The following is a 25,352-nucleotide window of genomic DNA, read 5'->3' as shown; positions in this document are numbered from 1 at the left end:
GCGCGACCGCCCCCGCGTACGTACGAGTCGTCGACTCCGCCTGACCGCGGCCGAACCGTACGTGCCGCAAGAACTCGTCCGCCGCCGGCACGGGCACCAGCTGGGCCTCGTCCAGCACGGTCCAGTACCGCTGCCCCGAAGGCATCACCACAGGAAAGGGTCGGAGTCTTCCGAAGATCTGATGAGTCACGCGCCTTCAACGACAACCCCGACATGCACGACACGCCACCGTGAAGCGTCGTACACGGCACCCCACCTGTGGGTGAAGCGACAGTGCACGACGCTCTTACAAACCAGAGAGAACTGCCTGACCTACGTGGCCACGCAGGCGATCGTCGCCGGACTCGGCGCCCGCGCGCTGGGCATCAAGGTCCACCCGGCCGCCGCCGCGACCGCCCTCGCCATCTCCTTCGGCACCCACTACGCCGCGGACCGGCGCGTCCCGGGCAAGGGCCTGCTGGAGAAGCTCGCCACCAAGACCGGCAAGGGCGGCTTCTACAAGCTCGCCGACTACGGCCTCAACGGCGCCTTCCACTTGGACTCCGCCTGGCACCACGGCTGGGAGACGGTCGCCGCCCTGATCGCCACCACCGGCGCGAAGACCCGGTAACCGGCCGTCCCGCACGCTCCCTCGTCCGCGCCGCCCGGCCGGGCATCACGAACCACCTTGCTGAACCGGCCCGCCGCCCGGCGGGCCGCCCCTCCCCCTCCCGAAGGAGAACCCGCCGTGCGCGCTTCCGTACGCCGCTCCATCCAGGCCCTGCTCGACGGCGCCGACATGCTCACCATGCTGGCCGGTGCCGTCAGCGGCGCCGTCGTCGGCTACACCTACTACCCGGCCACCCTCGACGCCGACCTGCGCCTGGCCGCCACCGGCGCCGTCGCGCTCGGCGGCACCTTCCTCTTCACCACGGTCGCCGACGCGCTGCTCGCCCCGCTGCGCCGCCGCTTCGCCCAGGCCGACGTCGCCGACATGCGGGTCGCCGCCCAGACCCGCGCGGCCGAGGCCCGCGGCGTCGCCGTCCCGAGCGGCCTGAGCGAGGCGCTCGACCAGGTCACCGCAGCCGCCGAGGACGACGCCGCACGCCGCGCCGCCCAGGCCGCCTACCGCATCGACCTCAGCGACCAGCTGCTGAGCAACCCCGGCCGGTGGCGCGGCTACACCAACGGCGAGGCCACCTACTACCTCGCCCCCGGCGCGGTCCTGCACTACAGCCGAGAGGAGAGCGAGCGCGGCCTCGCCGAGCCCCGCTACACGCTCCTGACCGCCGACGACCCGACGCCGGTCCCCGTCACCAACGTCCGGGACATCCTCGACGACCTCGCCCCGCGCGCCCGCAAGACGGCCGAGGCCCTCGACGCGGTGGCGCCGAGCACGGTCTGACGGCTCCCTGTGCCGCCCCCTGGCCCGCGCCCCGCGCGGAGTTAAGGGGCGGTGCGGAGGACCGGACAGCCCGGCCCCGGCCGCCACATCGGCCTCGCTCACCGTGCAGGAGACGACGATGACCGCCACCGTGCTCACCGCCGAGACCCTCATCAGCCGCTACGTCGACGACATCGCCTACGTCGCGCAGCAGCCCCCGGCCACCGACCTCGCCGCCTTCATCAGCCAGCTCGACACCGCCGCCCCGCGCTACGAGGCGGCCGGCATCAACGGCCACGAGGACCTGGAGACCGCCTCGTCCTACCTCGACGAGGCCCTGCGCGCCACCGGCACCGACCGCGATGTCTTCCTGCGCCGCGCCCACGACCTCCTGCGCCCGCTCGTGTCGGACATGACGCAGGAGTACCGCACCGACGTCGGCGACTGACCCGACCCGCCCGGGCCCGCTCCGCGTGCGCCCCGCCTCCCCCACGCCTGGAGGAGCGGGGCGCACCGGCCGGCGGCCTCGAGGACCTGGCGGTGCTGTACGCGCGGTCCGCGCGTGAGCGTGCCGCCGACGCTTCGCCGGACAACTAGACCCTGCCGCGACCCGGCCACGCCGGGCGCCCGCTGTTGACCAGGAAGGACATCCACGCATGAGCATCACGATCACGAACACGTACGGCACCCCGCACAACGTCAGCGACACCAACCCGACCCACGTCACCAGCTGCGACCGGTACCGGCTGCCCCTCGTCGGCACCATCGCCCCGGGAAACCCCGGCTACGAGGACATGGTCGAGATGCTGCGGGAGAACGGCCACGACACCCGCCCCGAGGGGTACGGGCTCGTTTTCCTGGAGTCGGAGGAGTTCAGCGCGACGTACTTCGGCTCGATCGAGCAGATCGAGCAGTACAAGCGCGACAACGCCAGCGGCACCGCGACCTTCGACGCCTCGCAGGGCGTGACGTACGCGAAGTGGCCCCACGGCAAGGGCTGGGACGACTTCCTCCCCCGCGTCTTCTGGAACCAGGCGCAGCGCGGCGCGATCGCGGACGGCGTCGGGCTCGTCACCGCCTTCGCGCACACCGAGGTCCCGGGCGCCGAGGTCATCGTCTACGAGTTCGAAGGCAAGTGGCTTCCCGACAGCGAGCCGCAGCAGATGGTCACCTACCACTGCACCGCCTGCCACCTGGACACCTTCCACAGCGGCGGGGACGTGCACGAGAACACCGGCCCCAGCAGCCGCCGCTGGGCCGCCCGCCAGGCCCGCCAGCACATCCTCAGCGCCCACCGGAACGGCGTCGGCACCACCAACAGCGCCTGCCGCCCCAACAACGGCGAGATCCTGCGCGCCGTGAACGCGGTCGCCCGCGAGATGTGGGGCACCCAGGGCAACGCTCTGCCGGACACCGACGACGCGTACTGCGCCACCAAGGGCCCCTGCTCGATCATCCGCGAACTGCGGGCCGGCATCCGCCCGCCCGTCTACCGCGCCTGACGGACACTCCGGCCCCGCTCCGCCCTCTCCTTCCGGCTCTCGCCGGGCCGGGCCCCTCCACCACGGGCCCGGCCCGCTCTCTACCGCGTGAGGAACACCCACATGCACCTCGCCCCCGCCGCCGACCGGCTGCCCGAGATCCGGGCCCGCCTCGCCGCGCTGCCCGACACCGCCTGGCGCCAGCGTCCCGGCGACTCCGGCCTGATCGAGGACCACACCGGGCACCCGGTCGCCGTACTCGGCACCAGCGGCGACGTCCCGCTCCCGGCCGGTGAGCTCATCGCCCACGCCCCGGCCGACATCGCCTGGCTCCTCGCCGAAGTCACCCGGCTGCGCTGCGCGGCCGCCATGGTCACCGCGCTCCACCAGCAGCTCGACCGGTCCGGCCACCTGCTTTCTACCCGGCAGATCGCAGAAGTCATCGGCCACCCCGGCCCCCACCACCACGCCCCCACCGCCGCCGACAGGAGCGCCCAGTGACCACCACCGACACCGACCCGACCGTGCGGCCCGACCCGCTGGAACGCCTCGGCGCCGTCCTGATCGAGCGCCTGGGCGGAGTCTGGGTGCCCGACACCCGGCCGGGCGACCGGGCGGTCACCCTCCGGCACACCGTCACCGACCGCAGGATCGGCGCCGACCCGTACCAGGGCCGGATCATCCTGCAGGCGTGGACGAAGGGCACCACCGCCTTCACCCCGACCGCCACCTACACCCCGAACCTGACCGGGCACGAGGACCTGGCCGACTGGCTGTCGACCGGCGACCTCACCGAGGCGGGCGCTGTCCTGGCCGCCGTGGTCCACCAGCTCCTCGCGCAGCTGCCCGCCGAGCCCGGCGACACCGCGGCTGAGGAGGTCCTCGCGACCCAGGCCAGCGAGCTCGCCGAGAAGAGCACCCAGTTCGCCGCCCAGCTGATCCGCCGGCAGCCCGCCCGGGCCGCCGCGCGCGAGATCTACCGCCTGGTCGCCCAGATGGTCGAGACGGCCGACGTCGTCGACGACCACCGCGGCTACTGACCGCCCCGCGACCGCTCCGGCCCGAACTCCCCGAGCCGGAACACCCTCTGCTCCGTCGCGACCGCGACGGGCTTCCACGCCGCCCCGGCCACCAAGGCCGGGACGGCGCGGTGGCCCCTCACGCACCAGACAAGAAAGGAGACGGGCGTCATGCCGAACCACGAGGTCTACGAGGTAGACGTCCCGATACACGACACCGCCGACCCGGCCCGCAGGGGGCTGCACGTCTTCACCGGCGTCGCCGACTCCCCGGCCGCGGCCCTGCGCCGCGCGCACGAGGTGTACGACGCCGCGCTCGCCGCGCAGCAGGCCGGCCTCGAGGTCCCCGGCAGGCAGCCGGACAGCTGGGGAGCGTCCGGGCTGCGGCCCGGCTGGGAGATGGAGTGGACGGCCGCGAAGGCCGGCCCCTGGCACAACCCGCTCAGCTGCACCCGCCGCAGCCGCTTCGCGCTGTAGCTCCGCCCCGGGACAGGCGTACATCGGCGTCCAAACCAGTCCGCCTGCCCCGGGCCACCCAACTCGTACGAGACGAGAGGGAGATCCAAGTATGGACTCCGTTCTGCGCGTTCCGGGCCCGATCGGTCAGCGCGCTCTGTTCATCACCACCCTCGCGGTCCCGCTCACCGGCTGGACCCTTCACGCGCTCACCCTCCACCGGCGCCTCGCCGCGACGAAGCGCGATCCGCTGACCGGCCTGTTGCGCCGCGACGCCTACACCCACCGCGCCCGGCGCCTCCTGGCTCGCCACGGCGACACCGTGACCGTGGTCATGGTCGATGCCGACCACTTCAAGGTGATCAACGACCAGTTCGGGCACGCGGCCGGCGATGCCGTCCTCGCCGCGTTCGGCGCTCGCCTCACCGCCTGGGCCGGGCCTTCCGCGGCCGTCGGGCGGCTCGGCGGCGACGAGTTCGCGCTCGTTCTGGACCTCCCCGCCGCTCGCCGCGTCCAGCGCCTGGAGCAGCTGGTGCGGATGCTGCACACCCCGGTCGTCCTCGACGACGGCCGCACGGTCGACGTCGCCGCCTCGGTCGGCGCCGCGACCCCGGCCGCCGTCGGCAGCCGGGACCTGTCCGCGCTTCAGCGGGCCGCTGACGCTGCCCTGTACGACGGCAAGCACACCGGCCGCCCGGTCCTCGCCACCGCCGAGCACGCCACGGTCCCCTCCCTCAACGGCCGGCGCCTCGGCCGCCCGGGCACGGCCACGTGGGGACGGGCGGCATGAGCGACTCGACTCTCCCCGCCGACCCGGGCACCTGGGTGCGGGGCATCACGATCCGCCAGCCCTGGGCCACCTGCGTCCTGGTCGGCAAGCACATCGAGAACAGGCCCGTGCCCTGGCCGTGGCGCGGCTGGCTCCTCCTGCACGCCGGACAGACCACCGAACGCGCCCCGCTGCGTGACCCGCTGGTCGCCACCGCGATCCGCGGCCGCGACCTGCACACCGGCGCCGTCATCGGCATCGCCCGCCTGACCGACTGCCACCAGGACCCGGCCGGCACCCCGCCCTGCTCCCCCTGGGCTCAGGCCGATGCCTGGCACCTGGTCCTGTCCGACGTCCACGAGCTCCCGCTGCCGATCCCCGCCGTCCGCGGGCAGCTCGGCGCGTGGAAGCCGACGCAGGACCTCGTCGACCAGGTCCGTCTCCAGCTCCCCCAGCTCGCCCCGGAGTCCGCGTCATGAGCCGCACCCACGCCACCGATCCCGCCCCCGATCCCCGCTTCCCCTTCCCGCGCATCTCCGCCCCGACCCGCTGCCGCCGAGACCCGGCCCTGTTCGATCTCGATCTCGGCGACCTCAGCGGCGACACGAAGAACGCGGCGCGGGGGCGGCTTGAGCAGGCTCGCCGCGCGTGCTCCGCCTGCCCGATCGCCACCGCCTGCCTGCGGTGGGCGCTGGTCAACAAGACGCTCACCCAGGACGGCGTCTTCGCGGGCATCACCCCCGCGCAGCGCCGCGCCCTGCGCCGCCGCCTGGCCGACCGGCTCGGACCCGACTGGGTCGACGTCCTGGCCGCACGGGACCAGGCCCGCCGCGAGCGGGCCGAGGCCGCCCGGCACACCCCGCTGCCCGTGGCCCAGGCCCGCATCGTCCATCTCGACCGCGAACTCAACGGCCCCCTGCGCCTGCTGCCGCAGCTCACCGCCGAGGAGCAGCGCCTCAACCGCTCCCGGCTCGTGGCCGGCCTCAAGGCCGCGTAGGGGACGCCCGTGTTCACCGAACTGACCGTCAGCACCCGGGCCGGAGCGCTGGCCCTGGCCCCGAGCACGGAGCCTCAGCTCGCCGCCGCCGCGCGGACCGTCACTCGTCACGCCCGCAACAAGGAGGACCTGGCGCTCCTCCTGGACGTCCTCGGACTGCCCACCGCCCACCCGCTCCCGGAAACCGGAGACCCCGCCACCATGACGACCACCACCGGCACCCTTTCCACGCAGCAGTCCGTCGCGCTGTCGATGCACACCGACGGCGCCAGCGAGCAGGACATCCGCGAGGCCACCGGCCTGACCGAGGCCGAGCTGAGCGACCTTATCGCCGACAAGGTCCTCGACCTCCCCCGCGCGTCCATGAGCCCGGTGATCGACGTGCCCGTCGTCCCGCTCCCGGGCTCCGACTCCCTCCAGAAGCTGATCGAGTGGGCGGCCGCGCACCCGGCCGCCTCGGTCCGCAAGAGCGCCGCCCGCATCACCGCCGCCCTCACCGAGCTGTCCGCCCGTCGCGAGAGCGAGGCCGCGCAGCGCGAGGCGGAGGCCCGCGTCGCCGAGGCCCGCGAGGCGCTGGAGAAGGCCGAGCAGGAGCTGCGTGCCGTGAAGGCCGGCACCCGCACCACCACGGCGGCCGCCACCGCACCGACCCCGATCCGCACCGGCACCAGCGGCGCCTACAGCCGCGACGAGCTCGCCGCGATCCGGACCTGGGCGCGTGCCAACGGCCACCAGGTCGCCGACCGGGGCCTGCCGTCCAAGTCGGTCCTGGACGAGTACGCCGCCGCCCACCCGGCCGTCCCGGTCCGGAAGGCGGGCTGAACCGTGACCGCGATACCCCTGGTTCTCGACGGCTACCTCGACGAGCTCCCGGTCCCCGGCGACGACGGCCTGACCGCGCGCTTCCGGGTGATCTCCTCGCCCACCGACGACGCCACCGACGAGACCGTCTTCGCCTGCCGCACCGCCGACCCGCACCTCGCGCACGCGCTGCTCAACCTGATGCAGCCCGGCGACCTGCTGCGCATCGGCGGCCACCTCGCCCTGCCCGGCCCCGCCGACGAGGGCGGCCCCCGCATGGACGTGGACGCCCTGGAGCTCCTGGCCCCCGCGCCCGCCCGGCACCTCGCCGAGATGGTCCTCGACCGCTACGGCTCCTACCTCGTGGTCTTCGACCCCGACGTGGACACCGTCCCGGTCTTCACCGAGACCGGCAGCTGGGTCGGCACCGCCGAAAACGCCGACGCCATCACCGACCTGATCCACGCCCACGAGTCCGGCAGCCCGCCGCCCACCCCCTGAACCCCCGCCCCCGCGCAGCTGCTCCTGGACCTCACCGCGCCCGAAGGGACACCCCTTGTGAAGCTCCGCATCGACCACGCCGACCTCGCCGCGGCCGTCGGCTACGCCGCCCGCACCCTGCCCTCCCGGCCCCCCGCCCCGGTCCTGGCCGGCCTGCTCCTGGACGCCACCGGCGACGAGCGCCTGCGCATCCGAGCCTTCGACTACGAGGTCTCCGCCGACACCACCGCCTTGGCCGCCGTCACCACGCCCGGCCGTGCCCTGGTCCCCGGACGGCTGCTGGCCGACATCACCGCCGCCCTCCGCGACGACGTCCACCTCGACCTCGACGGCACCCGCCTCACCGTGCGCGCCGGCTCCGCCCGCTTCACCCTGCCGCTGCTGCCCCTGGAGGAGTACCCCGCCCTCCCCGAGCCCGGCACCATCACCGGCACCCTGCCCGCCCCGGCCTTCGCCGAAGCCGTCGCCCAGGTCGCCTGCGCGGTCAGCCGCGAAGAGGCCCTCCCGGTCCTCAACGGCGTCGGCCTGCGCCACGACCACGAGGCCGGCACCCTCACCCTGTCCGCCACCGACCGCTACCGCTACGCCGTACGCACCCTGCCGTGGAAGGACGCCGCCCTCCCGGACACCAACACGGTCGTCCCCGGCCGCGCCCTCCTCGACGCCGCCAAGGCCGCCGCCGACGGCGCCACCGTCGACCTCGTCCTCCCGGCCGACAGCAACGGCCTGTTCGCCCTGCACGGCGAGCACCACACCACCACCATCCGGTCCCTGAACGGCGAGCTGCCCAAGTACGCCTCGCTGTTCCCTACCGAGTTCGCCCACACCGCCACCGTGGAGATCGCCGCCCTCAAGGCCGCCGTCCAGCGCGTCGCCCTCGTCTCGCCGAAGAAGGACGGCCCGGTCCGGCTCACCTTCACCGGCGACGGCACCCTCGCGCTGGAGAGCGGCACCGGCGACGACGCCCAGGCCCTCGACGCCGTCGACACCGCCCTCGACGGCGCCGAGCTCGCCATCTCCTTCAACCCGACCTTCCTCCTCGACGGGCTGAGCGCGCTGACGACCGAAGCCGTGACCTTCGGCTTCACCTCGCCCACCAAGCCCGCCGTCCTGCGCGGCCACAGCAGCGACGACCAGGCCCTGCGCTACCTCCTCATGCCGATCCGCCAGACCGACTGACCCGCCCCAGGGGCCGGGCCCGCCCCGGCCCCTGCTGCACCCGATCCGATCTCCCGAGACCACCTCTTCAAGGAGCCGACCATGAGCGACACCCACGAGAACCACGCGACCATCCGCTACACCGCCGACATCGTCGCCGTCACCGACGACGGCCGCGTCCTGCTGGCTCTGTCGATGACGAAGAGCAGCGCTTCTCGGGCGGTTCGGGAGGCGCTGCCCGCGTCGGATATCGATGGCTTCAGACAGCAGCTCGGTGCCGACTGGCAAGACGCCGTGTGCCCCTCGTCCGGGGCCCGGGACAAAAGCGCTGGCTACGGGCGTAGGTGGCGACCCTCATCCCCCGTTGCCGAGTGCCGGCGGGTGCCTCCCGTTCTCGTCGACATCGAGGTCCAGGCTCGGGTGAGTGCCTCCCGAGGGTGTCGACAACCGCTGTCGTGTGACGTCGACAAAGCCACTCGGGGTTCCGCCCGACTGCCCCAACCCCGAGCGCAACAGGTACCTCGCCTACGTGGCCCGCCGCCACGGCGTCCCAGTGTGCGAGACCCTGACCGACACTGTGGCAAAGGCCCTCGCCCTGGTCGCCGCCACAGGTGCCTGATAGTCCGGTTCGGCAAGAAGCAGACGCGCCCGCGACGCGGGCGGCCTGAGAGCCGAAGGCCCGGTTCCCCCGCAGAGGTGATCGCGGAGGAACCGAGCCTTCTTGCGTTCGGAGAGCTTCTCCAGGAGACACAGGGGCCCGGTCTTGCGATCTGCGAGAACCGGGCCCTTTTCTGCTTTCTGCGTTCGGCTTTCTTGTTTCCCGCGGGAAACGTCAGGCGAGGCGCTCGAAGCCGAGTGAGGTGGCGACCTTGTTGTACTCCTGGGCGGGCATGCTGTTCGGGGCGAAGATCGGCACCGGGCAGTCGTCCCTGTAGATCTTCGGCATCTCGCCGGACCAGTGGACGAGGGGGAGCAGGATCTCGCCGTAGGCGTCCTCCAGCTCCGCGAGCGTCTTGAAGTGCTCCTTGGTGCCGTACGAGGAGTTCGGTGCGGCGCAGGCGAGGATCCGCTTCACCTCGGGCGAGATGCCCTTGGTGATGTACTTCCGCTGGGTGCGGATCTCGTGGAGCTTCTTCTCCAGGCGCACCAGGGCGCCGGCCTCCTTGAAGGTGCACAGCACCGGCGGAAGGACTTCGCCGTCGACGTCCTTGTCCAGGGCGATGAACGCGGTGACGGTGGTACGTCCGTAGGTGGCCGGGCAGTCGATGAGGACGGCGTCCCACTCGCCGTCCATCGCCGCCAGGCCGTCGCGGATCCAGTACGAGTCGGCGTTGCGGTGGTCGTTGAGGAGCCGCTCGGCTTCGTCGATGTCCGGGTCGTCGATGTTGCCGGGGACGATGAACAGGTTCTCGATCCGCTCGTACGCGGCGTCCGGGTCCTCAGGGTCGATCTCGTCGACCTGGTATCGGGCCTGGACGACAACGTCCTTCAGCTCGGCCTGCTCCTTCATGACGTCCGTGATCCCGAGCTGCCCGTCCCGGAACGTGCTGTAGCCCAAGACCTGGCTGCTGTTGCACTGCGGGTCCAGGTCGATGACGAGGACCCGGTACCCGCGCTGCGCGATGATCGCGGCGAGGCTGGTGCACGAGCTCGTCTTGGCGGTGCCGCCGGCCTTGAGGGCGAAGACGAGGACGCGGGTCTTGTCGAGGACGCGCGCTCGGGCGAGCGTTGCTGTGCTGCTGTTCATGGAAGTCTCCGGAGAGCCGGGAAGGACGGTGTTCACTTCGCCTCCTGGGAGGAGAGGCCAAGCAGTTCCTGCTCGTACTCGGTCGGCTGGTAGGCGACCTTGCTGGTGACGAGGAACTTCAGGTGCGCGCGGTCGCGGTCGTCCCATTCGCGGTCGGTTCGGGAGGCGCGTACCTCGTTAGCGGCGAGGGCGATGGCGAACGCGGCCCGGCGCTTCAGGTTGGCATCACCGCCAGCCGTGATCGCGTCGAAGTAGGCGGTCGCCCGTCCGACCTCGGGCCCCTTCCCCAGGTCCCTCAGCCACTCGTGAGCGCGGACAGCAGCCTCCTTCCACTCCTTCGGGTTGAGCACGGCGTTGACCAGGAGCGCGTTGAACTCGGAGGCGCCGGCGTACCGCTCCTCGGACAGGACCAGTCGGCAGGCCAGGTCACGCTGTTCGGCGGACTCGGTTGCTGCAAGGAGCCTGTTCTGCTCCTCCGCCGACTCCTCGGGCTCGGCGGCACCGGCCGGCTGGTTGTCTGCGGAGTTGTCACCAGTCGACTGGTGCGGGATCGACGGCTCGCCCTGCTGGGCGGAGGGGTCCGCCTGCTCGATCCCCTGCTCCAGATCCTGTTTCCCGCGGGAAACAGGATCGTCGCCTCCGGCCGCCTCCAGCTCATCAGCCATGGAAGCCGGGCTGCCAGGCTTCGTGTTTCCCGCGGGAAACGCGGCTTCGAGCTTGAGGCGGTTCTTCGCGGCCTCCGCCGTGATCTTCTCCTCCCGCATCCACCCGAATGCCTTCAGCTGGAGGGAGTGCGCGGCGTCGGAGGAGTTGCTGTCCTGCTCGTCCTTGATGGTCGACAGCGTGTAGCCGGCCTTCGGCGAGGTCTTCCCCGCGTGGATCGAGTCCTGGATCGCCTGGGGGAGGTCCAGCAGGTTGAGGATGCGCGTGACGCTTCCGCGGCTGCTGTAGCCAGCCCGCTCGGCGATCTCCTCGCCGGTCAGGCCGCGCCGCCGCAGCAGGTCCAGCTGGAGGGCCTGTTCGATAGGTGTGAGGTTCTCCCGATCCTTGTTCTCACTGATCAGGTTCTCCTCGATCGTGCGCTCCTTGGCCCACCGGTCGCGGAGGATCACCAGCATCGGCTTGCCAGCCTTGAGCGCGGCCTCACGGCGGCGGTGGCCGGGGCCGAGGATGTAGGTCCGATCCGGGTGCGGCACCTGGTCGGCCCACTCCGGGTACATCTCCATGAACAGATCGGTGTGCATGACAGCACCGGGCGTGTGGACGCCCTGACGCTGGACGCTGTCGACCAGTTCGTCGATGTTCCCCAGCCCGAGACGCTGGTTCATGGGGTTCGGGGTGATGTCGGCCGGGTTGTGCTCGAACAGCTCCCCGTCCTCGGGATCGAGCACGTGAATCCCAGAGATCGGTCCCGGGCTGGACGCGTCGACCCCGGCCTTCGCCCGCTCTTGGTTGAGCTTGCCGCCGCCCTTGTTCCGCATGGGCTTGCGTGGCGCGGTCATGAATCCTCCGGGATGGTGCTGTGGTGATAACGGGGGAACCCTAGCGGTCGCCCCTCAGGTGAGAGCTGCTTAGGTGCTGATGTCTGCTCCTGGGGCTGCTGGTAGTAGGTGGCCAGCCTGCCGTGTTTCCCACGGGAAACACCGGGCCGGACTACCGGGCAGCGATGCCCTTGAAGCCGGACCCGAGCCCGCGCCGCCTGCCATGCGATGTGGCGCCGGGCCGGGCGGTGAGGGACGTGACCACTGCCTGGACGGTCTGCGGGGTGAGGCCGGCGCTCACCTGCCCGGAGGCAAGGACCCGCGCGTACGCGCCCGTGCCGTGTGCGCGGAGAGCGTCGGCGAGCGCGGCGGCTGCAGTCTCCGCTGGCCCGGCGCCCCAGCCGTCCTCGTCCTCCGGCTGTGCCTGTCGGGGGAGGGTGTCGCGTCGGCTGAGGAGCACGGCCAGGGCCTGCGCCTCGGGGGCGTCCAGCGTCACGGTGACCAGTGCGGCACCGAGCTGGTGGACACGGTGCCGGGCCAGGCCATGAGCGGCGAGTGCCTGGCGCAGCGCCGCGCTCGTCCCGGCCGTCGCCCTGCCGCCGACGGATTCGCTCGCTCCGGCTGCGGCCTGTTCGGCGCGCTCGACGACGGCGGCCGCGGCGATCGGCACGACGGAGAGGATCTCCGCGCACTCGGGATCGAGCTGGGCGAGCGCACCGGCCAGGACCTCGAGGGCGGCGGCCACGTCCTCTACCGCGTCCGCGCTCCAGCGCGACGGGCCGGCGGCGTCGGCCAGCGTGCACGCCGCGACGACGGCTTCCTCCGCCAGCGCTTCGACCCTGCCCGGCCCGGTAGTCAGCTTCATGTCCCGCCCAACGAGATGTGACCGCGCGAGGTGGTGCGCGCTGATCACATGATGACGTCCGTCCGCTCCATCCCCGGGGCCATACGACGGCCTTCGGCCAGGGGCCGGTCCAAGATGCTGTGGGTCCCGATCCGGTGCCACACGACGTGGGGGAGTCCGGCGACCACCGTCCGGCCGTACGACCACGTCGCGCGCCCGTCCGGCGCCCAGGTGAGTTCGTAGACGCCCGGCGCGCAGCGCACGCCCTTGATCCGTAAGCCGGGGCGGAAGCGGCGGCCGGTGCGCAGGTCGGGGACGAAGGCGTCCAGGACGACGCGGCGGAAGCGCCGGCGCTGGGCGGGGGTGAGGTGCTGGAGGTCGGCGGTGAAGCGGGGGCAGGTCTCGAAGGTGGGCACGGTGGTCTCCTCCGGGCAGCACGACGAAGCCCCCGGCGGGTGCGGGGGCTGCTGTAGGCGGTGCTCGTTGGTGGTGTTCGTTCGGTGGCGCTGGATGGGGCTCAGTAGTGCTGGATGGTGTCGTTCGGGTCGTGATGGGCGTGCTGCCGGAGAGCGATGACATTCGCGTCCGGCCCGGCGCCGCTTCCCGCCCGGCGGGCACCTGAGAAGAAAGTTCGGCCTCTCCTCCCGCCTGGCGGGACGTGCCGCGTATCGGCCTTTTCTTGCAGGTCAGAGCCGTGTGGCGTGGTCTGCATGACAGTCGACATCAGGGTCATCCGGGCCGGTCAGATGTACCGCTACTACCTGCGCGAGACCGCCGTCGGCGACGGCCGCCGCCCGGCCCGCACACCGCTGCGCGCCGCCCAGGAGCAAGCCGGCGTCCCGGCCGGACGCTGGATGGGCCGGGGACTCGCCGCGCTCGGACTTGCGTCGGGTGAGGAGGTCACCGAGGCGCAGCTGCGGAACCTCTTCGGCGAGCGGGGCCGCCACCCGTACGCGGACCGGATCGAGGCCGACCGGCTCGCCGCGGGCGACTCGGCGAAGAAGGCGTATCGGGCCGGCGCCCTCGGACGCCGGGTGACGGTCACCGGGGTCGACTTCGTCTTCCGGCCGCAGCCGAGCATCTACCTCCTGTGGGCGTTCGGGGATGAGGAGACCCGTCTGGTGATCGAGGCCGCGCACGAGCGGGCGATCGAGCGGGTGCTGGAGTGGATCGAGGACGAGGTCGCGGTGATCCGGTACGGCAAGGACGGCATCTACCGGGTGAGGCCGCCCGGCGGTCTGGTCGCCGCGCGCTTCCGCCACTACGAGGCGAGGTCGGGTCGGCCCTTGCTCCATGATCATCTGCTGCTGTCGGTGAAGGGGCAGCGCCTGGACGGGAAGTGGGGCTCGATCCACACCCTGGCCCTGCACGAGAACACGGTGGCGGCCTCTGTGCTCTACAACGAGATCGTGGCCGCTGAGGTCTGCGAGACGCTGGGGCTGGCGACCGAGCCGCGCACCGTCACCCCGGGGCGCCGGCCGGTGATGGAGATCGCCGGGGTGCCGCACGAGCTGATCCGCTGGACCGCCCGGCGCAGCGACCAGATCGCCGCCTGCCTGGCCGAGCTGGAGGAGGAGTACGTCACCGCCGTCGACGATGACGGCGAGCCGCGGTTCCTGCCCGTGGTCTCGGAGCGGGCCCGCGCGAAGATGAACCAGATCGCCGCCCGCAAGACCCGCCCGCCCAAGCGGAAGACCCAGCCGCTCGCGCAGCTGCGTGTCTGGTGGAAGGTGAGCGCGATCCTGACCTCCAAGGTCGCCGCCGGCGTCATCACCTCTCTCCTTGAGCACGCCCGCGCCGCGGCCGCCGCGATCCGGGCCCGGGTCGCGGCCGTGGTCGACGTCGCCCTGGCGGCCGTCGACGTCACCGCGACGGTGTTCGTGATGAACGACGGCGGCCGCTTCCACCGCCGGCACCTGCTCGCCGAAGCCCGCCGCCACCTCGCCCTGGTCCTGCGCGGCCGCCGCCGCGACCCCGGCCTGGACGAGGAGATCGTGGCCGCCGCTATCTCCACCCACTGCCTGGACATCAGCGAGCCGACAACCACGATCGGCCTGCTGGCGGACTACCGCCTCTACACCGCCCGGTGGTCCCTGTCCGGCCTCCCCACCCGCCGCCGCCCACCGGCCCCCGCGACCGAGTCTGACCGGCAGCCCCCGGCCGATCCCGGCGAGCCGGTTGCGCCCCGGCCCCCGGGTCAGGACGCGGGGGAGTGGGAGATTCCCCGCGTCCCGCTCCAGTACGAGCGCGCCGTCCTCGCCAGCGCGGTGCTCCGCGAGAAGTTGCGCACCACCGCCAGCGCCACCGCCGTGCGGGGCCGGGCGTACGACGTCGTCGCCCACCAGCAGGCGGCGATGCCCGAGCAGCTGCTCACGTCCGAGCCGGCCGACCCCGAGCACGACGACCAGGAGCCGAAGGCCGGTCGCGGGGAAGCGATCGACCTGACGGCGCTGCGGGCCCTGCGGGCATCCCGCACGGACGTGGAAGCCCTCGATCTCACCGCCGACCGACTGCGCCGCCTCCAGGAGGTGGCCACCAAGATGGCCGACGACGCCCGCGTCCGCGCCGACCGCGTCCTCGCGGACCGCACCGCCGCACAGGCCGACGCCGACGCGGTGCGCCCGGACGACCAGCAGGCGCACCGCTCACAGGAACCCGGACCGCACAGCGGCCGGGAGGCCGGCCACTGAGGGGACCCGATGGTGCGCACCCGGTGCGGTGGTGCGCACCGACGATGCCCCGCCCCCGCTCCACCGAGTGGAGTCCACGTCCGGGAGTGGACGCCACCGTGCTCGGCAGCCACTCCACCGAGTGGAGCCCACCGGGTGGAGGTGGACGCCATCGACGGGAGTGGGGCCGCGCCTCCACCCGGGCCCACTCCACCGCGCCGCGTCCACTCGGTGCGCACCACTTCCGCGCGCCGGCCGCACCGGTGCGCGCACCGCCCACCGAGTGGAGGCGCACCGGATGGACGGTGGTGCGCATCGTGGTGCGCACCGGATGGACTCGGTGCGCACCGGATGGGCGCTCCACCGCACGAGTGCGCACCCGATGGTGCGCTCCACCGCACCGGTGCGCTCCCCCCGGTGCGGTGGTGCGGTGGTGCGGTCAGCGGTGCGCACCGGGTGCGGAGTGCACCGCGTGCGCCAGCGCCAGGTGCTCCTCGCGCATCGCCTCCAGGGTGGCGTGGGTGTCTCCGTGGTCGTCGGGGTCGGGGATGACGTTCTCGACGAAGCGGATGATGCTGCGGGCGATGCCGAGTACCGCTGTGGTGGGGGAGTCGCGCGCCCAGTCCCGCAGCGCGGACAGCAGGACGCACCCGACCTCGTCCAGTGCGAAGGAGTCCGCGCACAGGTGGGTGGCCTTCCCGTCCACGGTCGTGACGAACCAGATGATGTCCTCGGCGAGCTGCAGCAGGGTGAACGCCAGCTCCGGGGTCGCCTCCACCCGTCCAGCGGCGTAGGTGCCGCCGCCCGTCTGCAGCGCCAGGAGGTAGTCGAAGCCCTGCTCTACCTGCTCGGGCGTCAGCGGCGTACGGGTCGGGGTCAGGTACGGCATGAAGTGCTCCTCACGATGACCGCCGTGCGTCTCACGGCGTCGTCTTCGTATGGTCGGCGCGCTGCCCTGTGGACAGAGGGACGGAGAACTCTCCCCCACTCGGACTGGATGAATCGGGTCTGCAAGGGGCAAAACGGGCCCCCTTGTCCATGATGGTCGGGCCGATCACGAACCTGGCTCCGACCCCTTGTCCACCTCTGCTACCGTCCCGGCCCCGGCCGCGTTTCCCCTAGACAGCGTCCGCTACCGGCCACGGTCAGACCGCGGACAAGGGGGTCGGCTGCACGCTGCTCCCTCGAGGTCCCGCCCGCCAGGGCGGACCGGAAGCGAAGGAGCCACCGCGATGACCACGCCCCGACCCCCGGCAGGCGCCCGGCACACCCGCCCTGACCACGGGCCCGACCAGCGCCGGGTAAGCCGCCTTGGCCTCCTGCGGTGCGCACTTGGGAGGCCACTGTGGAACCCACTTTGGTGCCCGGCACCAAGCCGGATGAAGAAAGCCCAGGTCACCACGCAGATTCGGCCGCGCGCCGCGTCGTCACAACCCTCTTCTCTCCTCCTGAACTTCTCTGTGATGTCCGTGGAGGAGGAGATCATCGGATCCGGGGGCCGGATGCCCTCGGCGGCCGGGCGCGGCCGGTGCTCGGCAGACGGCCGCGCGTGCCAGACGACGGAGAGGGAGCGCAGCTGATGGCAGGGAAGCGTGAGGAGAACCCGGCGGGGTCGTCGAACAACCTGCGCGGCGACGTGCGGCGCGTGCTCGGAGTGCTGAAGGTCGCAACCGTCGAGCAGATCCAGCAGATCTCAGCTCCGCACCTGAGCTACCGGCACACCGACAAGCCGACCCCGTCGAAGCGGAAGCAGGCGCGCACCGCCGCGCACACCGGGGCGCTGTCCGATCTGCGCAAGCACGGCCTGGCGGAGAACGGCGGGCAGCTTCCGGGCGGGGACAGGCTGCGCAACCTCACCCCGATGGGCCTGAAGGCCGCCGCTCGCGAGCTGGGGCGGCCGGTGGGGGAGATGGGCGACACGGCCCGCGGCGCGGGCCGCACCGGGGCCTCGCACCCGATGACGGTCAACGAGGCCGTGCTCGCCCTGCTGCGCCCGAAGCCGGACCTCGCCGAGCTCGTCAGTGAGCCGGCCGACGTCCGCGCCGCCGCGCAGGCCGCCTTCGACGCGCCCGCCGGGCTGGGCACCATCGCCTCCTACGCGACCGAGGTGGCGCTGCCCGCGACGGGCACCTGGTCCAACCCGGGCAAGGGCGGCGCCCAGGCGGATATCGTCATCACCGCGCCCGAGGACGGGGTGCCGCTGCTGTTCGTGGAGATCGACAACTGCTTCGAGTCCGCTCAGGTCCTCGCCGCGAAGATCGACAAGTACATGCGGTTCTCCCAGCGGAAGGTGAAGGACACCGGCGGCAAGGAGCGGCCGATGTGGCGCACCCGCTGGTGGGTGCCCGACGGCCGCCGCGGCGACCAGCCGCACCCGCCGCTGCTGCTCGTCTTCAACCGGATCGGCCCGCGCAACCCCAACACTGTCGTCGCGCAGCTGGCCGAGCTGACCGAGCGGCACTGGAAGGGCACCGCGTACGAGGACGGCTTCCACATGTACGACGGCAAGCTGCCCATCGTCGTCACCGGCATGAAGCAGCTCCAGGAGCACGGCCCGGCCGGAGCGGTCTTCCGGCGCTTTGGCCGGCCGCACAACCAGACGCTCCTCGAGGCGATCGGCAACCCGCGCCGCGAAGCCCACGACGCCCGCCAGCAGGCCGAGTACGCCACCCGCCAGCGCGAGCACCAGGAAGAGCTGCGCCGCATCGCCGCCCAGCACAAGGCCGAGAAGGAGGCACGCCGCCCGGTGTGCACCGACTGCGGCACCCGGTTCACCGACGAACGGTGGAAGGCCATCGAGCCCGCCGGGTGGAGCGCCCCGCGCGAGACCCACCCGCACCTGTGCGACCACTGCAAGCAGCGCGCCCACGCCGCCGAACGGCAAGCCGCGCAGGCCGGGCCCGAGCACCAGGAGCACGACCAGGCCGTGCCCGAGCAGAAGGCCGGCGGCACCTGGCTCTCCCGCTTCCGCGGCTGACGACCGGATCGAGAGCACGGCCGGGCAGGACGTCCTGCCCGGCCGTGACGGCTACTCCCAGGGCCGTGGCAGCGCGTGCCACAGGTCCCTGAGCCAGTCGGGCGGGTTGGTGAGGAACTTGTCCACCAACCGGGCCGTGATGGAGCGGGCGGCCCCCTGGGCGGCACCCTGCGCTATCGCGGCGGTCAGGCCGGCACCGACAGCGGGCTGCTGCGGGACAGGCTGCTGCGGGACGGGCGAGCGGACGGGCGGCTGTACGGGCGCGGGAACGTTGTCCCGGGTCATGACGCTGCTCCCTTGAGCAGATGAATCGAGGACAGCGGACACCTGCTGTGGTGTCGTCCGCGTGGGGGTGGTGAGCGCCTCGCGGTCGGCGGTCCTGCGGCTCTCTGCGTGAGAGCGTCCCTGTGGGGTCGTAGCCCTGGCCCAAGGTGGCGTGTCCAGCGTAGCGGCGATCGGCGCAAGTGGTGCCCCGGGCGTCTGGCGGGTGGTCATCGGTACTGCCTCCAGCGTCAGTTCGACATGGCGGGCGGACAGTGACAGGACTCAGGTGCTTGCGTCTCGTCCTGGCGGGCACGGCTCCTTCAACTCGTAGAGCCGCAGGTCGGGATCCCGGCAGCAGCGACCAGGAGGAAAGATCCCGGGGCACGAGGAAGGCCCGGACGCCTGGTCCGGGCCTTGCGCTGTCGAAGGATGGTGAGTGAGTCGACTGCCATGAAGTGAGTCGGCAACCTGTTCGTCTACGCGACCGCCGGCACCGGCCTTTGACCGGCCGACGGGTACAGGGCCTCCACTCACCACCACGCTCACCACCGGCCTTACCAAGCCGCCGCGCACCGCTGTGACCTGCAAGGGTCAGTACTTGGGTTACTCCTCGCCCGCCAGGACCACGGCCGACCCCGCTCCCGCCGCCCCTCTCGGCCCTACGCCCCGCCGCACCCGGGTAGGGTCGGGCACAGCCCGCGCCGATATGGCGTGCGCGGGCGAGGCCCGGTGCCCAGCGCGCTCTGGGAGCAGTACCACCGGGCCGCCCCTTCCTTCCCGCTCGGCCTGTCCGTACGGGTTGCGGGTCGCCTGCACGAGCCGGACGGGATGCGGCTGGTGAGTGCAAGTCACCATGGTGAGTCCGGCCGTGACCCTGATAGGTCCGCCCCCTGTTTTCCCAGGTGAACGGGCCTGCTGATAGGCGAGGCTGATAGGAGTTCGGGCCGCACTTACCACGCCGGAAGCTGGGCAAAATGTGCGACTTGCTCCGTCTGCGGTGTGCAAGCATGTGGCCATGAGCGAGCAGCATGAGCCGGAGCCAGAGCCGGAGGACGAGCCGGAGCCGGAGGACGAGCCGGAGTCGGAGGACGAGCCGGAGCCGGAGTCGGAGGACGAGCCGGATGGCGAGGCAGATCTTTCCCGCATTGGCCTGCCAGATCTGTCTGGTATCTACGTTCCGGACCTCTCCGGCGTCTACGAGTCGATCCTCAATCCGCTGAGGCCGTACCTCGAATATCAGAGCCATCTGTCCAGGTTCGCCGCTGAGGCCGCTCGCCTTTCGAAGTTTGCCGTCCCACGCGTAGCCATCCCGACTCCGGGGCTCACCAACGCGATAGAGGCCATGCGTTCCCAGGTCGCTGACCTGACCGGCTTCAACGACGCGATCACACAGGCCCTCGAACCGATTACGTCGGCGTATTTCCAGACCGCGCGTTGGCATCAGGTCTTCTCGTCGATGACCGAAGCGGCCCGGAGTATCTACCCGGAGAACCTGCGAGAGCTGACACCCGGGCTCGACGAGATGGAGACACTTCTCGTCGACGAGGGGATCCCACTCATGTGGGTTCCCGGACCGGGCACCGTTCAGGCTCTACTAGGAGCTCCTGATGGTGCTGCCCGCCGACGGCTCATCGGGCAACGCTGGAAGGGCATCACCAACGACTGTGAGGACGTTCTCGAAGAGGTCAAGCACCCAGCCCTCCAGGATGCCCGCAGCTTCGCCCTGGACGTCGTGAACGCATTGCGGGATGGACACACCAGCGCGGCCCAGGCCCTGGCGGCCAACCTGCTCGACTCCGTCCTCCAGCGCCACCTCAGTAGCGCCCTGCGAGTCCAGCTCACGCGGAACGACTTCAAGAAGGATGGCGTCAAGTTCAAGCTGGACGCCTACAAGTTCAAGGTGGCCTGCACGTTCGCCCCCGTCTGGTACGCGCATGCCAAGTACTACCCCGCCAAGGGAGACGCGATCCCCCGCACGTTCGGCAGGCACCCCAGCACCCACGGCGTCTCCAAGACCCAGTACTCGCGCATCAACACTGTCTACGCCCTGATGCTCGTCACCTCGGTGATCAAGCTGTTCGACACCGAGCTGCCTCGCTGAGACGAGTTCGTCCGCCGTCGGCGGCGGGCAGGCGCGATGGGTCCACGTACAGGGCCCGGCTGTCGGTGGTGGCTGGGAGGCTGAGACCCATGGACAGGGATGAGGAGTTGCTGCGCGGCCGGGTCTACGGCGCCGACCACGACCACCCGGGCCCGCTCCCGCACCGCGACTACGTCGAACTGGTCGGCGGCCCGCTCGACGGGCTGCTGCTCGACATCACCGGCTGGACAGCGGACGAGATCCAGACCGGCGTCGCCCTGACGACCGAGCTCGGGCAGTTCGGCGCCGGCGGCCGCGCCCTGTACGACCCGCGGCCCGGCGAGCGGAACCGCTGGGATTGGTCCGGCGACACACCCTGACGCCGCATCCGGGCACGCTCAACTTCGGCTGACCGACGACAGCGGGGCCGGACAGGAACACCCTGCCCGGCCCCGCTGCCCGTTCCGGCTGCTCACCGGCTGAGGCGGATGCCTGGACCCCACGCGAACTCGAGGTCGTCCAGGAAGACGGTCTCCAGCTCCTTCTCCCACTCGCTGCGCAGACCGAACGGGTTGATCTCCATCCGCTCCAGGATGACCAGGGTCTCCGGCTGCCCGATCAGTGCGTACCGGCCGTGGGAGGCGGGCCGACTGCCCGGCCCGTACGCCCGCAACAGCTCCTCCAGGCGCTCGCGGTGCTGCTCGACGAACACCTCCAGGCGCTCGATGTACCCCTGGCGTTCCTCGGGGCGCACCGCGCTCAGCGCGACGTCCAGGAACTCCCCGTCCGGCCAGTGCCGCGTCCCCGGAGCGGCCAGGGCCCACGGGAAGCGTTCCGCCGCCGCCAGGACCTCCTTCGCGTCCAGCTCCACAGCCGGGGCCGGGGCCTCTGCCGGGGCGGGGGAGTGCGGCTGCTGGAGGTGGGCGAGGAGCAAGGCGCTGGACGCGGCGCGCCCCCGCCCGGTGGTGGCGGTGGTGTCGGCGATGCGCCGCAGGTGGCTGGCGACGTCGCGGACCCCGGCGAACCAGCCGTCCTCGAACCGCGGCTCGGCTCCGTGCGGCGGGCTGCTCTCGGAGATCCAGGTGTGAGCGCCGGCGACCGCCCCGGCCTCCAGGGCCGCGACGATGTCGTCAGCCTGCTCGTGCCCGATGCCGACGGCGGCCAGGGCCTGGAAGACCACGAACCGCGCGCTTGTGGCTTCGGTCTGGTGATGGCTGACGGCGGCCAGCTCCTGGCCGTACGCGACCGGGTCGTACTGCTCGGTGCTCATGGGGTGCCTCCCTGCTCTGTCCGGGTGCGGTTGGCGACCCAGTCCGGATCGCGTGAGGGCACCGGCACCGGGGCGTCGATGGCCGGGGCGCGCATGATGCGCCAGCTGGTGCGCGGCGCGGTGACGGCGTGGGCCAGGACGACGACGGCCTGCCGCCCGGCGCCGCCCCGGGCCCACGCCCCGGCGTGGCGGACCTGATCGGCCGCCCAGTCGCCCAGGCGTCGCCACGGGCGCAGCCGCCCGAGCAGATAGCCGACCGCGAGCGCGACGGCCGCGGTGACGACGACGCCCACCATCAGGACCACCGCATCCCGATCGCGGACAGCAGCTCCACCCGCTCCTGCGACAGCGTCGCCGCCCGGGAGCGCTGGTTCCCGACCCACGCCCCGAGCCGGAGCTCCCGCTCCTCCTGGTCCTCGCCGACGATCCGTTCGACGTGCTTCCGAGGGACCCGCAGGTGCCCCTCACGCTCGAAGAACTGCTTGGCGGCCTCGTAGTTCAGCGCCCACTTGTCGGCCTGCGTACGGCGCGGCTGCGGCTTCTCCTCCTCGGTCGCGGGGGTGATCCCGAGGACCTGCTCACACATCCACTGCTGCACGGTCGTCAGCTTGTCCCAGCCGAGCCGCTGCGCCCGCACCCACCGTCCGAGGTCCTCGCCCTGGTGCATCACCTCGCCGGGCTCGGTCGGCAGCGTGCCGCCGACCTCCTCCAGGTGGAGCCGGACGAGGTGGAAGGCGCGCTGCCACTCCACTGGCCAGGCCGGGCACCACGACGGGTCGATGTCCTCCAGCTGCTCGCGCCGCTCCGCCGACAAGGCGCCGGCCCACGACTCCACCGGCAGCCCTTCGGCCTGGCGCTGCTCAAGCTCCTGGGCACGCCGGGCGGCGGCCCGCGCGTTCTTCAACCAGGTACCCACCCGGTAGCCCTGGAAGGTGGCGTCCAGCGGGGCCAGGAGGTGCCCGTTCACCTCGGCCCACCCGCGCGCCGCCGCGAGTCCTTCCTCCCACGCGACGTCGAAGTGCGACCACACCATGCCCAGCTTCTCCAGCTGCTCGATGCGGTCCTCGTCCATGTCCCCGCGGGCGTAGAAGCGCCGGTTATCGGCGATCCACTGCCCCAGGGGGAAGTTGGCGAGCGAGGCCGGCCAACCGACCCCCTCCGCCTCCTCACCCTCCGGCACGCGATAGGTGAAGGGCACCTTCAGGTCGCCGTGCTCGCGCGCGAAGACGACCGACGCCTCCACCCCACGCCGCCAGTGCTCGTGCTCCGGGTTGAGCACCCGCAGGTTGATGAACGCGGCCAGCTGCGCCGGGTCGCGCGGCGTGCTGAACTTCAGCAGCTTCCGCGCGGGCGCCGACGGGCCGCCAGACCCGTTCCCCTCGCCCCGGCCCTCCTGGCCCTGCGCGGCCTTCTGGACGGGCTTGTAGGCGCTGGGAGCCTGCTGCTCGGCGAGCTGCTCCACCACCCGGGCGTCGTGCGCCCTGAGCGCCTCCAGGAGCTTCGCCAGCCCGCCGAACGCCCGGGAGGTCAGCATGTTGTCCGCCGTCTCGCCGGGCCCGAGCAGCACCGGCACCACGAGCGAGGCGACCTTGCCCTCGCCCGGGTGCATCCGCAGCGCGCGGCCGACGGCCTGGACGAGGTCGGGCATGGAGCCGCGCACGTCGGCCCAGTAGACGGAGTCACACTCCCGGGTATCCACGCCCTCCCCGAGCACCTTTACCGAGCCCAGGAAGCCCTTCTCCACGACGGTGCCGTCCGTGGCGATGCCGCCGGCGAACTCCCCGAGGACCCGGCGCCGGTGGCCCGGCTTGTGGTCGCCGCACAGCCAGTCCGCCCAGATCGTGCGCGGGTACAGCTCGGGGTCGGCGGCGTGCAGCTGCGTGGCGACGCCGGGAAGGCCGGCCGCGAACGCCTCGGCCTCCTTGACGACGTGGTGGAAGACAAGCGTCCTGCGGAAGCCCTCCTCAGCCGACGCCTTGAGCAGGGCGGTCTGGAGGGCTGCGAGCCGGGCTCCGCGGACCTCGTCCGAGCGGCCCTCGGCGCCCAGGAGCTGGGCGGCCTGGAGCTGGGTGTCGGTGATGTCCACGCACACCACCTGGTAGGGGGCGCAGATTCCCCGGTCGATCGCCTCCGAGAGGGTCAGGGTGAACGCCCTGCTGCCGAAGGGTCCGTCGGGGTCGTCTTCCATGCTCGCCACGAGCTCGCCCGGCGCGCCCTCGGAGTCCTCGTCCAGCTGCCACAGGCGGGGCGTGGCGGTCATGTAGAGGCGACGCAGGGACGGGATGCGGGTGTTGTCGTGGACGACCGCCCACGGCTTCCCGATCCGCCCCGACGTCCGGTGCGCCTCATCGACCACGATCAGGTCCCAGCCCGGAAGGCCGGCCTGGTGCGCACGCTCCAGCGTGCCGAGCCCGAGGGAGGCGTACGTGGCGAGCACGGTGACCTTGTCGAACGGCCGCACCCAGTCGACCAGCTCGTCCACGTCCGTGGTGTTGGGGAAGGTCACGTCCTCGCCCCGCAGGGACGAGACCCCGATCATCGGGCCCGTACGGCCGCCCTCGCGCCACGCGGCCTCGGTCTGGGTGAGCAGGTCCAGCGAGGGGACGAGCACCAGCACCCGGCCCGCGCGGAGCTTCTCCGCGCTGCGGGCCGCGACCCGGGTCTTGCCGGACCCGGTCGCCATGATCACCTGAGTCCGCAGACCCCTCTCGGGCGCAAGCGATCTTGCAGGCAATTCGAGGGCACGGACAACCGCGTCAATGGCTTCCTGCTGCGCCGCCTCACGCTGATCGGTTCGGCTTGTGGTCGACATATCCGTCTGCCTTCTCCTGGGCTCTCGGTTGGGCCGGAAACGGGAAACCTGCACGTAGTTGGCGTGCGATCGGCTACGGTGAACCTCACCGGAACCCGGTCACAGCCTCGGACCAGTAGCGGGGGAGCGTGATCGAAAACCGATCCAGGCCCCTCAGTGGTGGTGCTGTCTGAGTCCAGAGTCTATCTCGTGCTTCAAAGTGAAGCACTCAGAACGCAGAAAGTCCCTCGAACGTGGCTGAATTCTGTTACTGTTGCCTTATAGGCACCCCGGAAAGCAGCCTGACGGCCGGTCAATTCGCCCCCGCAACCCCCGGCTCAGCCCCTCACCCTCCCGACCACCTGTCACCCCTCTCCCCTTGCTGCTGCTTGTGGCCTGAGCCCCGTGGGTGGGCCGCGCGGAGCGTGGCACGCCTGGCCGGTGGGGGAGTGGGGCCCGCGCCCCGGGTGGCTGGAGCGCAGCGGAGGCCACGGGTCGGCCGGAGGCCGGCCCCGGCCCGCAACGCGGGCCGGATGCCCTGCCCTTGGCGGTGCGCGCGGAGCGCGTGCCCGCTGGCGGTAAGCGGAGCGAGCCGCCTCCGCTCACGCGGAGCGGGAGCGGCCGGGGCGCGCAGCGCCCCGGCTCGCTGTGACGGGCGCAGCCCGGAGGGACCCGCTCCGCGGG

26 protein-coding genes are annotated in these 25,352 nt (G+C 72.1%); 17 read left to right on the top strand and 9 right to left on the bottom strand.

All coding sequences use genetic code 11. The features are described from left to right. The first annotated feature begins 262 nt into the window (after positions 1-262). The 13 genes from IE287_RS36850 (at position 263) to dnaN (ending at position 8,566) form a co-directional block, all read left to right on the top strand. Positions 263-610, top strand: a complete 348-nt coding sequence (locus IE287_RS36850; RefSeq protein WP_229883981.1) for a hypothetical protein — start codon at positions 263-265, stop codon at positions 608-610. Positions 611-727: 117 nt separating this feature from the next. Then, a complete protein-coding gene (locus IE287_RS36845; RefSeq protein WP_189853785.1) occupies positions 728-1,384 on the top strand; it encodes a hypothetical protein in 657 nt (218 codons plus the stop codon). A gap of 118 nt (positions 1,385-1,502) precedes the next feature. After that, the gene (locus IE287_RS36840; RefSeq protein ID WP_189853784.1) at positions 1,503-1,811 is read left to right on the top strand and encodes a hypothetical protein; all 309 of its coding nucleotides are present in this window, start codon (positions 1,503-1,505) and stop codon (positions 1,809-1,811) included. A gap of 208 nt (positions 1,812-2,019) precedes the next feature. Then, positions 2,020-2,865 carry a hypothetical protein gene (locus tag IE287_RS36835; RefSeq protein WP_189853783.1) on the top strand — a complete coding sequence of 282 codons (846 nt, stop codon included), beginning with the start codon at positions 2,020-2,022 and terminating at the stop codon, positions 2,863-2,865. 102 nt (positions 2,866-2,967) lie between these two features. Further along, positions 2,968-3,345 carry a hypothetical protein gene (locus tag IE287_RS36830; RefSeq protein WP_189853782.1) on the top strand — a complete coding sequence of 126 codons (378 nt, stop codon included), beginning with the start codon at positions 2,968-2,970 and terminating at the stop codon, positions 3,343-3,345. After that, positions 3,342-3,884 carry a hypothetical protein gene (locus IE287_RS36825; protein ID WP_189853781.1) on the top strand — a complete coding sequence of 181 codons (543 nt, stop codon included), beginning with the start codon at positions 3,342-3,344 and terminating at the stop codon, positions 3,882-3,884. The genes IE287_RS36830 and IE287_RS36825 overlap by 4 nt, the downstream gene beginning before the upstream one ends. A 150-nt stretch (positions 3,885-4,034) precedes the next feature. Continuing rightward, positions 4,035-4,340: a hypothetical protein gene (locus tag IE287_RS36820; RefSeq protein ID WP_189853780.1), complete on the top strand. Its 306-nt coding sequence runs from the start codon at positions 4,035-4,037 to the stop codon at positions 4,338-4,340. Positions 4,341-4,431: 91 nt separating this feature from the next. Beyond that, positions 4,432-5,109, top strand: coding sequence for a GGDEF domain-containing protein (locus IE287_RS36815; protein ID WP_189853779.1), 678 nt, complete (start codon positions 4,432-4,434; stop codon positions 5,107-5,109). Next, a complete protein-coding gene (locus tag IE287_RS36810; RefSeq protein WP_189853778.1) occupies positions 5,106-5,567 on the top strand; it encodes an ASCH domain-containing protein in 462 nt (153 codons plus the stop codon). The genes IE287_RS36815 and IE287_RS36810 overlap by 4 nt, the downstream gene beginning before the upstream one ends. Next, positions 5,564-6,085: a WhiB family transcriptional regulator gene (locus IE287_RS36805; RefSeq protein WP_189853777.1), complete on the top strand. Its 522-nt coding sequence runs from the start codon at positions 5,564-5,566 to the stop codon at positions 6,083-6,085. Before IE287_RS36810 ends, IE287_RS36805 begins: the two co-directional genes overlap by 4 nt. Positions 6,086-6,094: 9 nt before the next feature. Next, positions 6,095-6,907, top strand: coding sequence for an Lsr2 family DNA-binding protein (locus tag IE287_RS36800; protein WP_189853776.1), 813 nt, complete (start codon positions 6,095-6,097; stop codon positions 6,905-6,907). A 3-nt stretch (positions 6,908-6,910) separates the two neighbouring features. Further along, positions 6,911-7,387: a hypothetical protein gene (locus IE287_RS36795; protein WP_189853775.1), complete on the top strand. Its 477-nt coding sequence runs from the start codon at positions 6,911-6,913 to the stop codon at positions 7,385-7,387. Between the two features lie 57 nt (positions 7,388-7,444). Continuing rightward, the gene (gene dnaN, locus IE287_RS36790) at positions 7,445-8,566 is read left to right on the top strand and encodes a DNA polymerase III subunit beta (RefSeq protein ID WP_189853774.1); all 1,122 of its coding nucleotides are present in this window, start codon (positions 7,445-7,447) and stop codon (positions 8,564-8,566) included. A gap of 811 nt (positions 8,567-9,377) precedes the next feature. Here dnaN and IE287_RS36785 read toward each other — a convergent pair. The 4 genes from IE287_RS36785 to IE287_RS36770 form a co-directional block, all read right to left on the bottom strand. Beyond that, positions 9,378-10,292, bottom strand: a complete 915-nt coding sequence (locus tag IE287_RS36785; RefSeq protein WP_189853773.1) for a ParA family protein — start codon at positions 10,290-10,292, stop codon at positions 9,378-9,380. A gap of 32 nt (positions 10,293-10,324) precedes the next feature. Then, a complete protein-coding gene (locus IE287_RS36780) occupies positions 10,325-11,794 on the bottom strand; it encodes a ParB/RepB/Spo0J family partition protein (protein WP_189853772.1) in 1,470 nt (489 codons plus the stop codon). Positions 11,795-11,945: 151 nt separating this feature from the next. Then, entirely contained in the window at positions 11,946-12,638 is a 693-nt protein-coding gene (locus IE287_RS36775; protein ID WP_189853771.1) for a hypothetical protein, read from the bottom strand. Between the two features lie 44 nt (positions 12,639-12,682). After that, the gene (locus IE287_RS36770) at positions 12,683-13,033 is read right to left on the bottom strand and encodes a hypothetical protein (protein WP_189853770.1); all 351 of its coding nucleotides are present in this window, start codon (positions 13,031-13,033) and stop codon (positions 12,683-12,685) included. A 294-nt stretch (positions 13,034-13,327) separates the two neighbouring features. On the opposite strand from IE287_RS36770, the gene mobF reads away from it, so the two are divergent. After that, positions 13,328-15,307 carry a MobF family relaxase gene (gene mobF, locus IE287_RS36765; protein ID WP_189853769.1) on the top strand — a complete coding sequence of 660 codons (1,980 nt, stop codon included), beginning with the start codon at positions 13,328-13,330 and terminating at the stop codon, positions 15,305-15,307. 418 nt (positions 15,308-15,725) lie between these two features. On the opposite strand, the gene IE287_RS36760 is transcribed toward mobF, so the two are convergent. Next, a complete protein-coding gene (locus tag IE287_RS36760; protein ID WP_189853768.1) occupies positions 15,726-16,175 on the bottom strand; it encodes a hypothetical protein in 450 nt (149 codons plus the stop codon). A gap of 690 nt (positions 16,176-16,865) precedes the next feature. Between IE287_RS36760 and IE287_RS36755 the strand changes: the two genes are divergently transcribed. Next, positions 16,866-18,263 (top strand): replication-relaxation family protein, encoded by a 1,398-nt coding sequence (locus IE287_RS36755; protein WP_189853767.1) that lies wholly within the window; start codon positions 16,866-16,868, stop codon positions 18,261-18,263. A gap of 51 nt (positions 18,264-18,314) precedes the next feature. Here the strand turns inward: IE287_RS36755 and IE287_RS36750 are convergent, their stop codons facing one another. Next, entirely contained in the window at positions 18,315-18,548 is a 234-nt protein-coding gene (locus IE287_RS36750) for a hypothetical protein (RefSeq protein ID WP_189853766.1), read from the bottom strand. A gap of 994 nt (positions 18,549-19,542) precedes the next feature. Here IE287_RS36750 and IE287_RS36745 point away from each other — a divergent pair. Continuing rightward, entirely contained in the window at positions 19,543-20,628 is a 1,086-nt protein-coding gene (locus IE287_RS36745) for a hypothetical protein (protein WP_189853765.1), read from the top strand. 89 nt (positions 20,629-20,717) lie between these two features. After that, entirely contained in the window at positions 20,718-20,987 is a 270-nt protein-coding gene (locus IE287_RS36740) for a hypothetical protein (RefSeq protein WP_189853764.1), read from the top strand. Positions 20,988-21,079: 92 nt separating this feature from the next. Here IE287_RS36740 and IE287_RS36735 read toward each other — a convergent pair whose 3' ends face one another. The 3 genes from IE287_RS36735 to IE287_RS36725 are packed head-to-tail and all read right to left on the bottom strand — an operon-like array spanning position 21,080 to position 24,689. After that, positions 21,080-21,877: a hypothetical protein gene (locus IE287_RS36735; RefSeq protein WP_189853763.1), complete on the bottom strand. Its 798-nt coding sequence runs from the start codon at positions 21,875-21,877 to the stop codon at positions 21,080-21,082. Then, positions 21,874-22,173 carry a hypothetical protein gene (locus IE287_RS36730; protein ID WP_189853762.1) on the bottom strand — a complete coding sequence of 100 codons (300 nt, stop codon included), beginning with the start codon at positions 22,171-22,173 and terminating at the stop codon, positions 21,874-21,876. The genes IE287_RS36735 and IE287_RS36730 overlap by 4 nt, the downstream gene beginning before the upstream one ends. Further along, positions 22,173-24,689, bottom strand: a complete 2,517-nt coding sequence (locus IE287_RS36725; protein WP_189853761.1) for a DEAD/DEAH box helicase — start codon at positions 24,687-24,689, stop codon at positions 22,173-22,175. Before IE287_RS36725 ends, IE287_RS36730 begins: the two co-directional genes overlap by 1 nt. Between the last annotated feature and the right edge of the window lie 663 nt (positions 24,690-25,352).

Source organism: Streptomyces omiyaensis, assembly GCF_014650895.1.
Classification (GTDB): domain Bacteria; phylum Actinomycetota; class Actinomycetes; order Streptomycetales; family Streptomycetaceae; genus Streptomyces; species Streptomyces omiyaensis.
The sequence above is the reverse complement of the archived record's forward strand: the minus strand, read 5'-3'. Positions and strand labels throughout refer to the sequence as shown.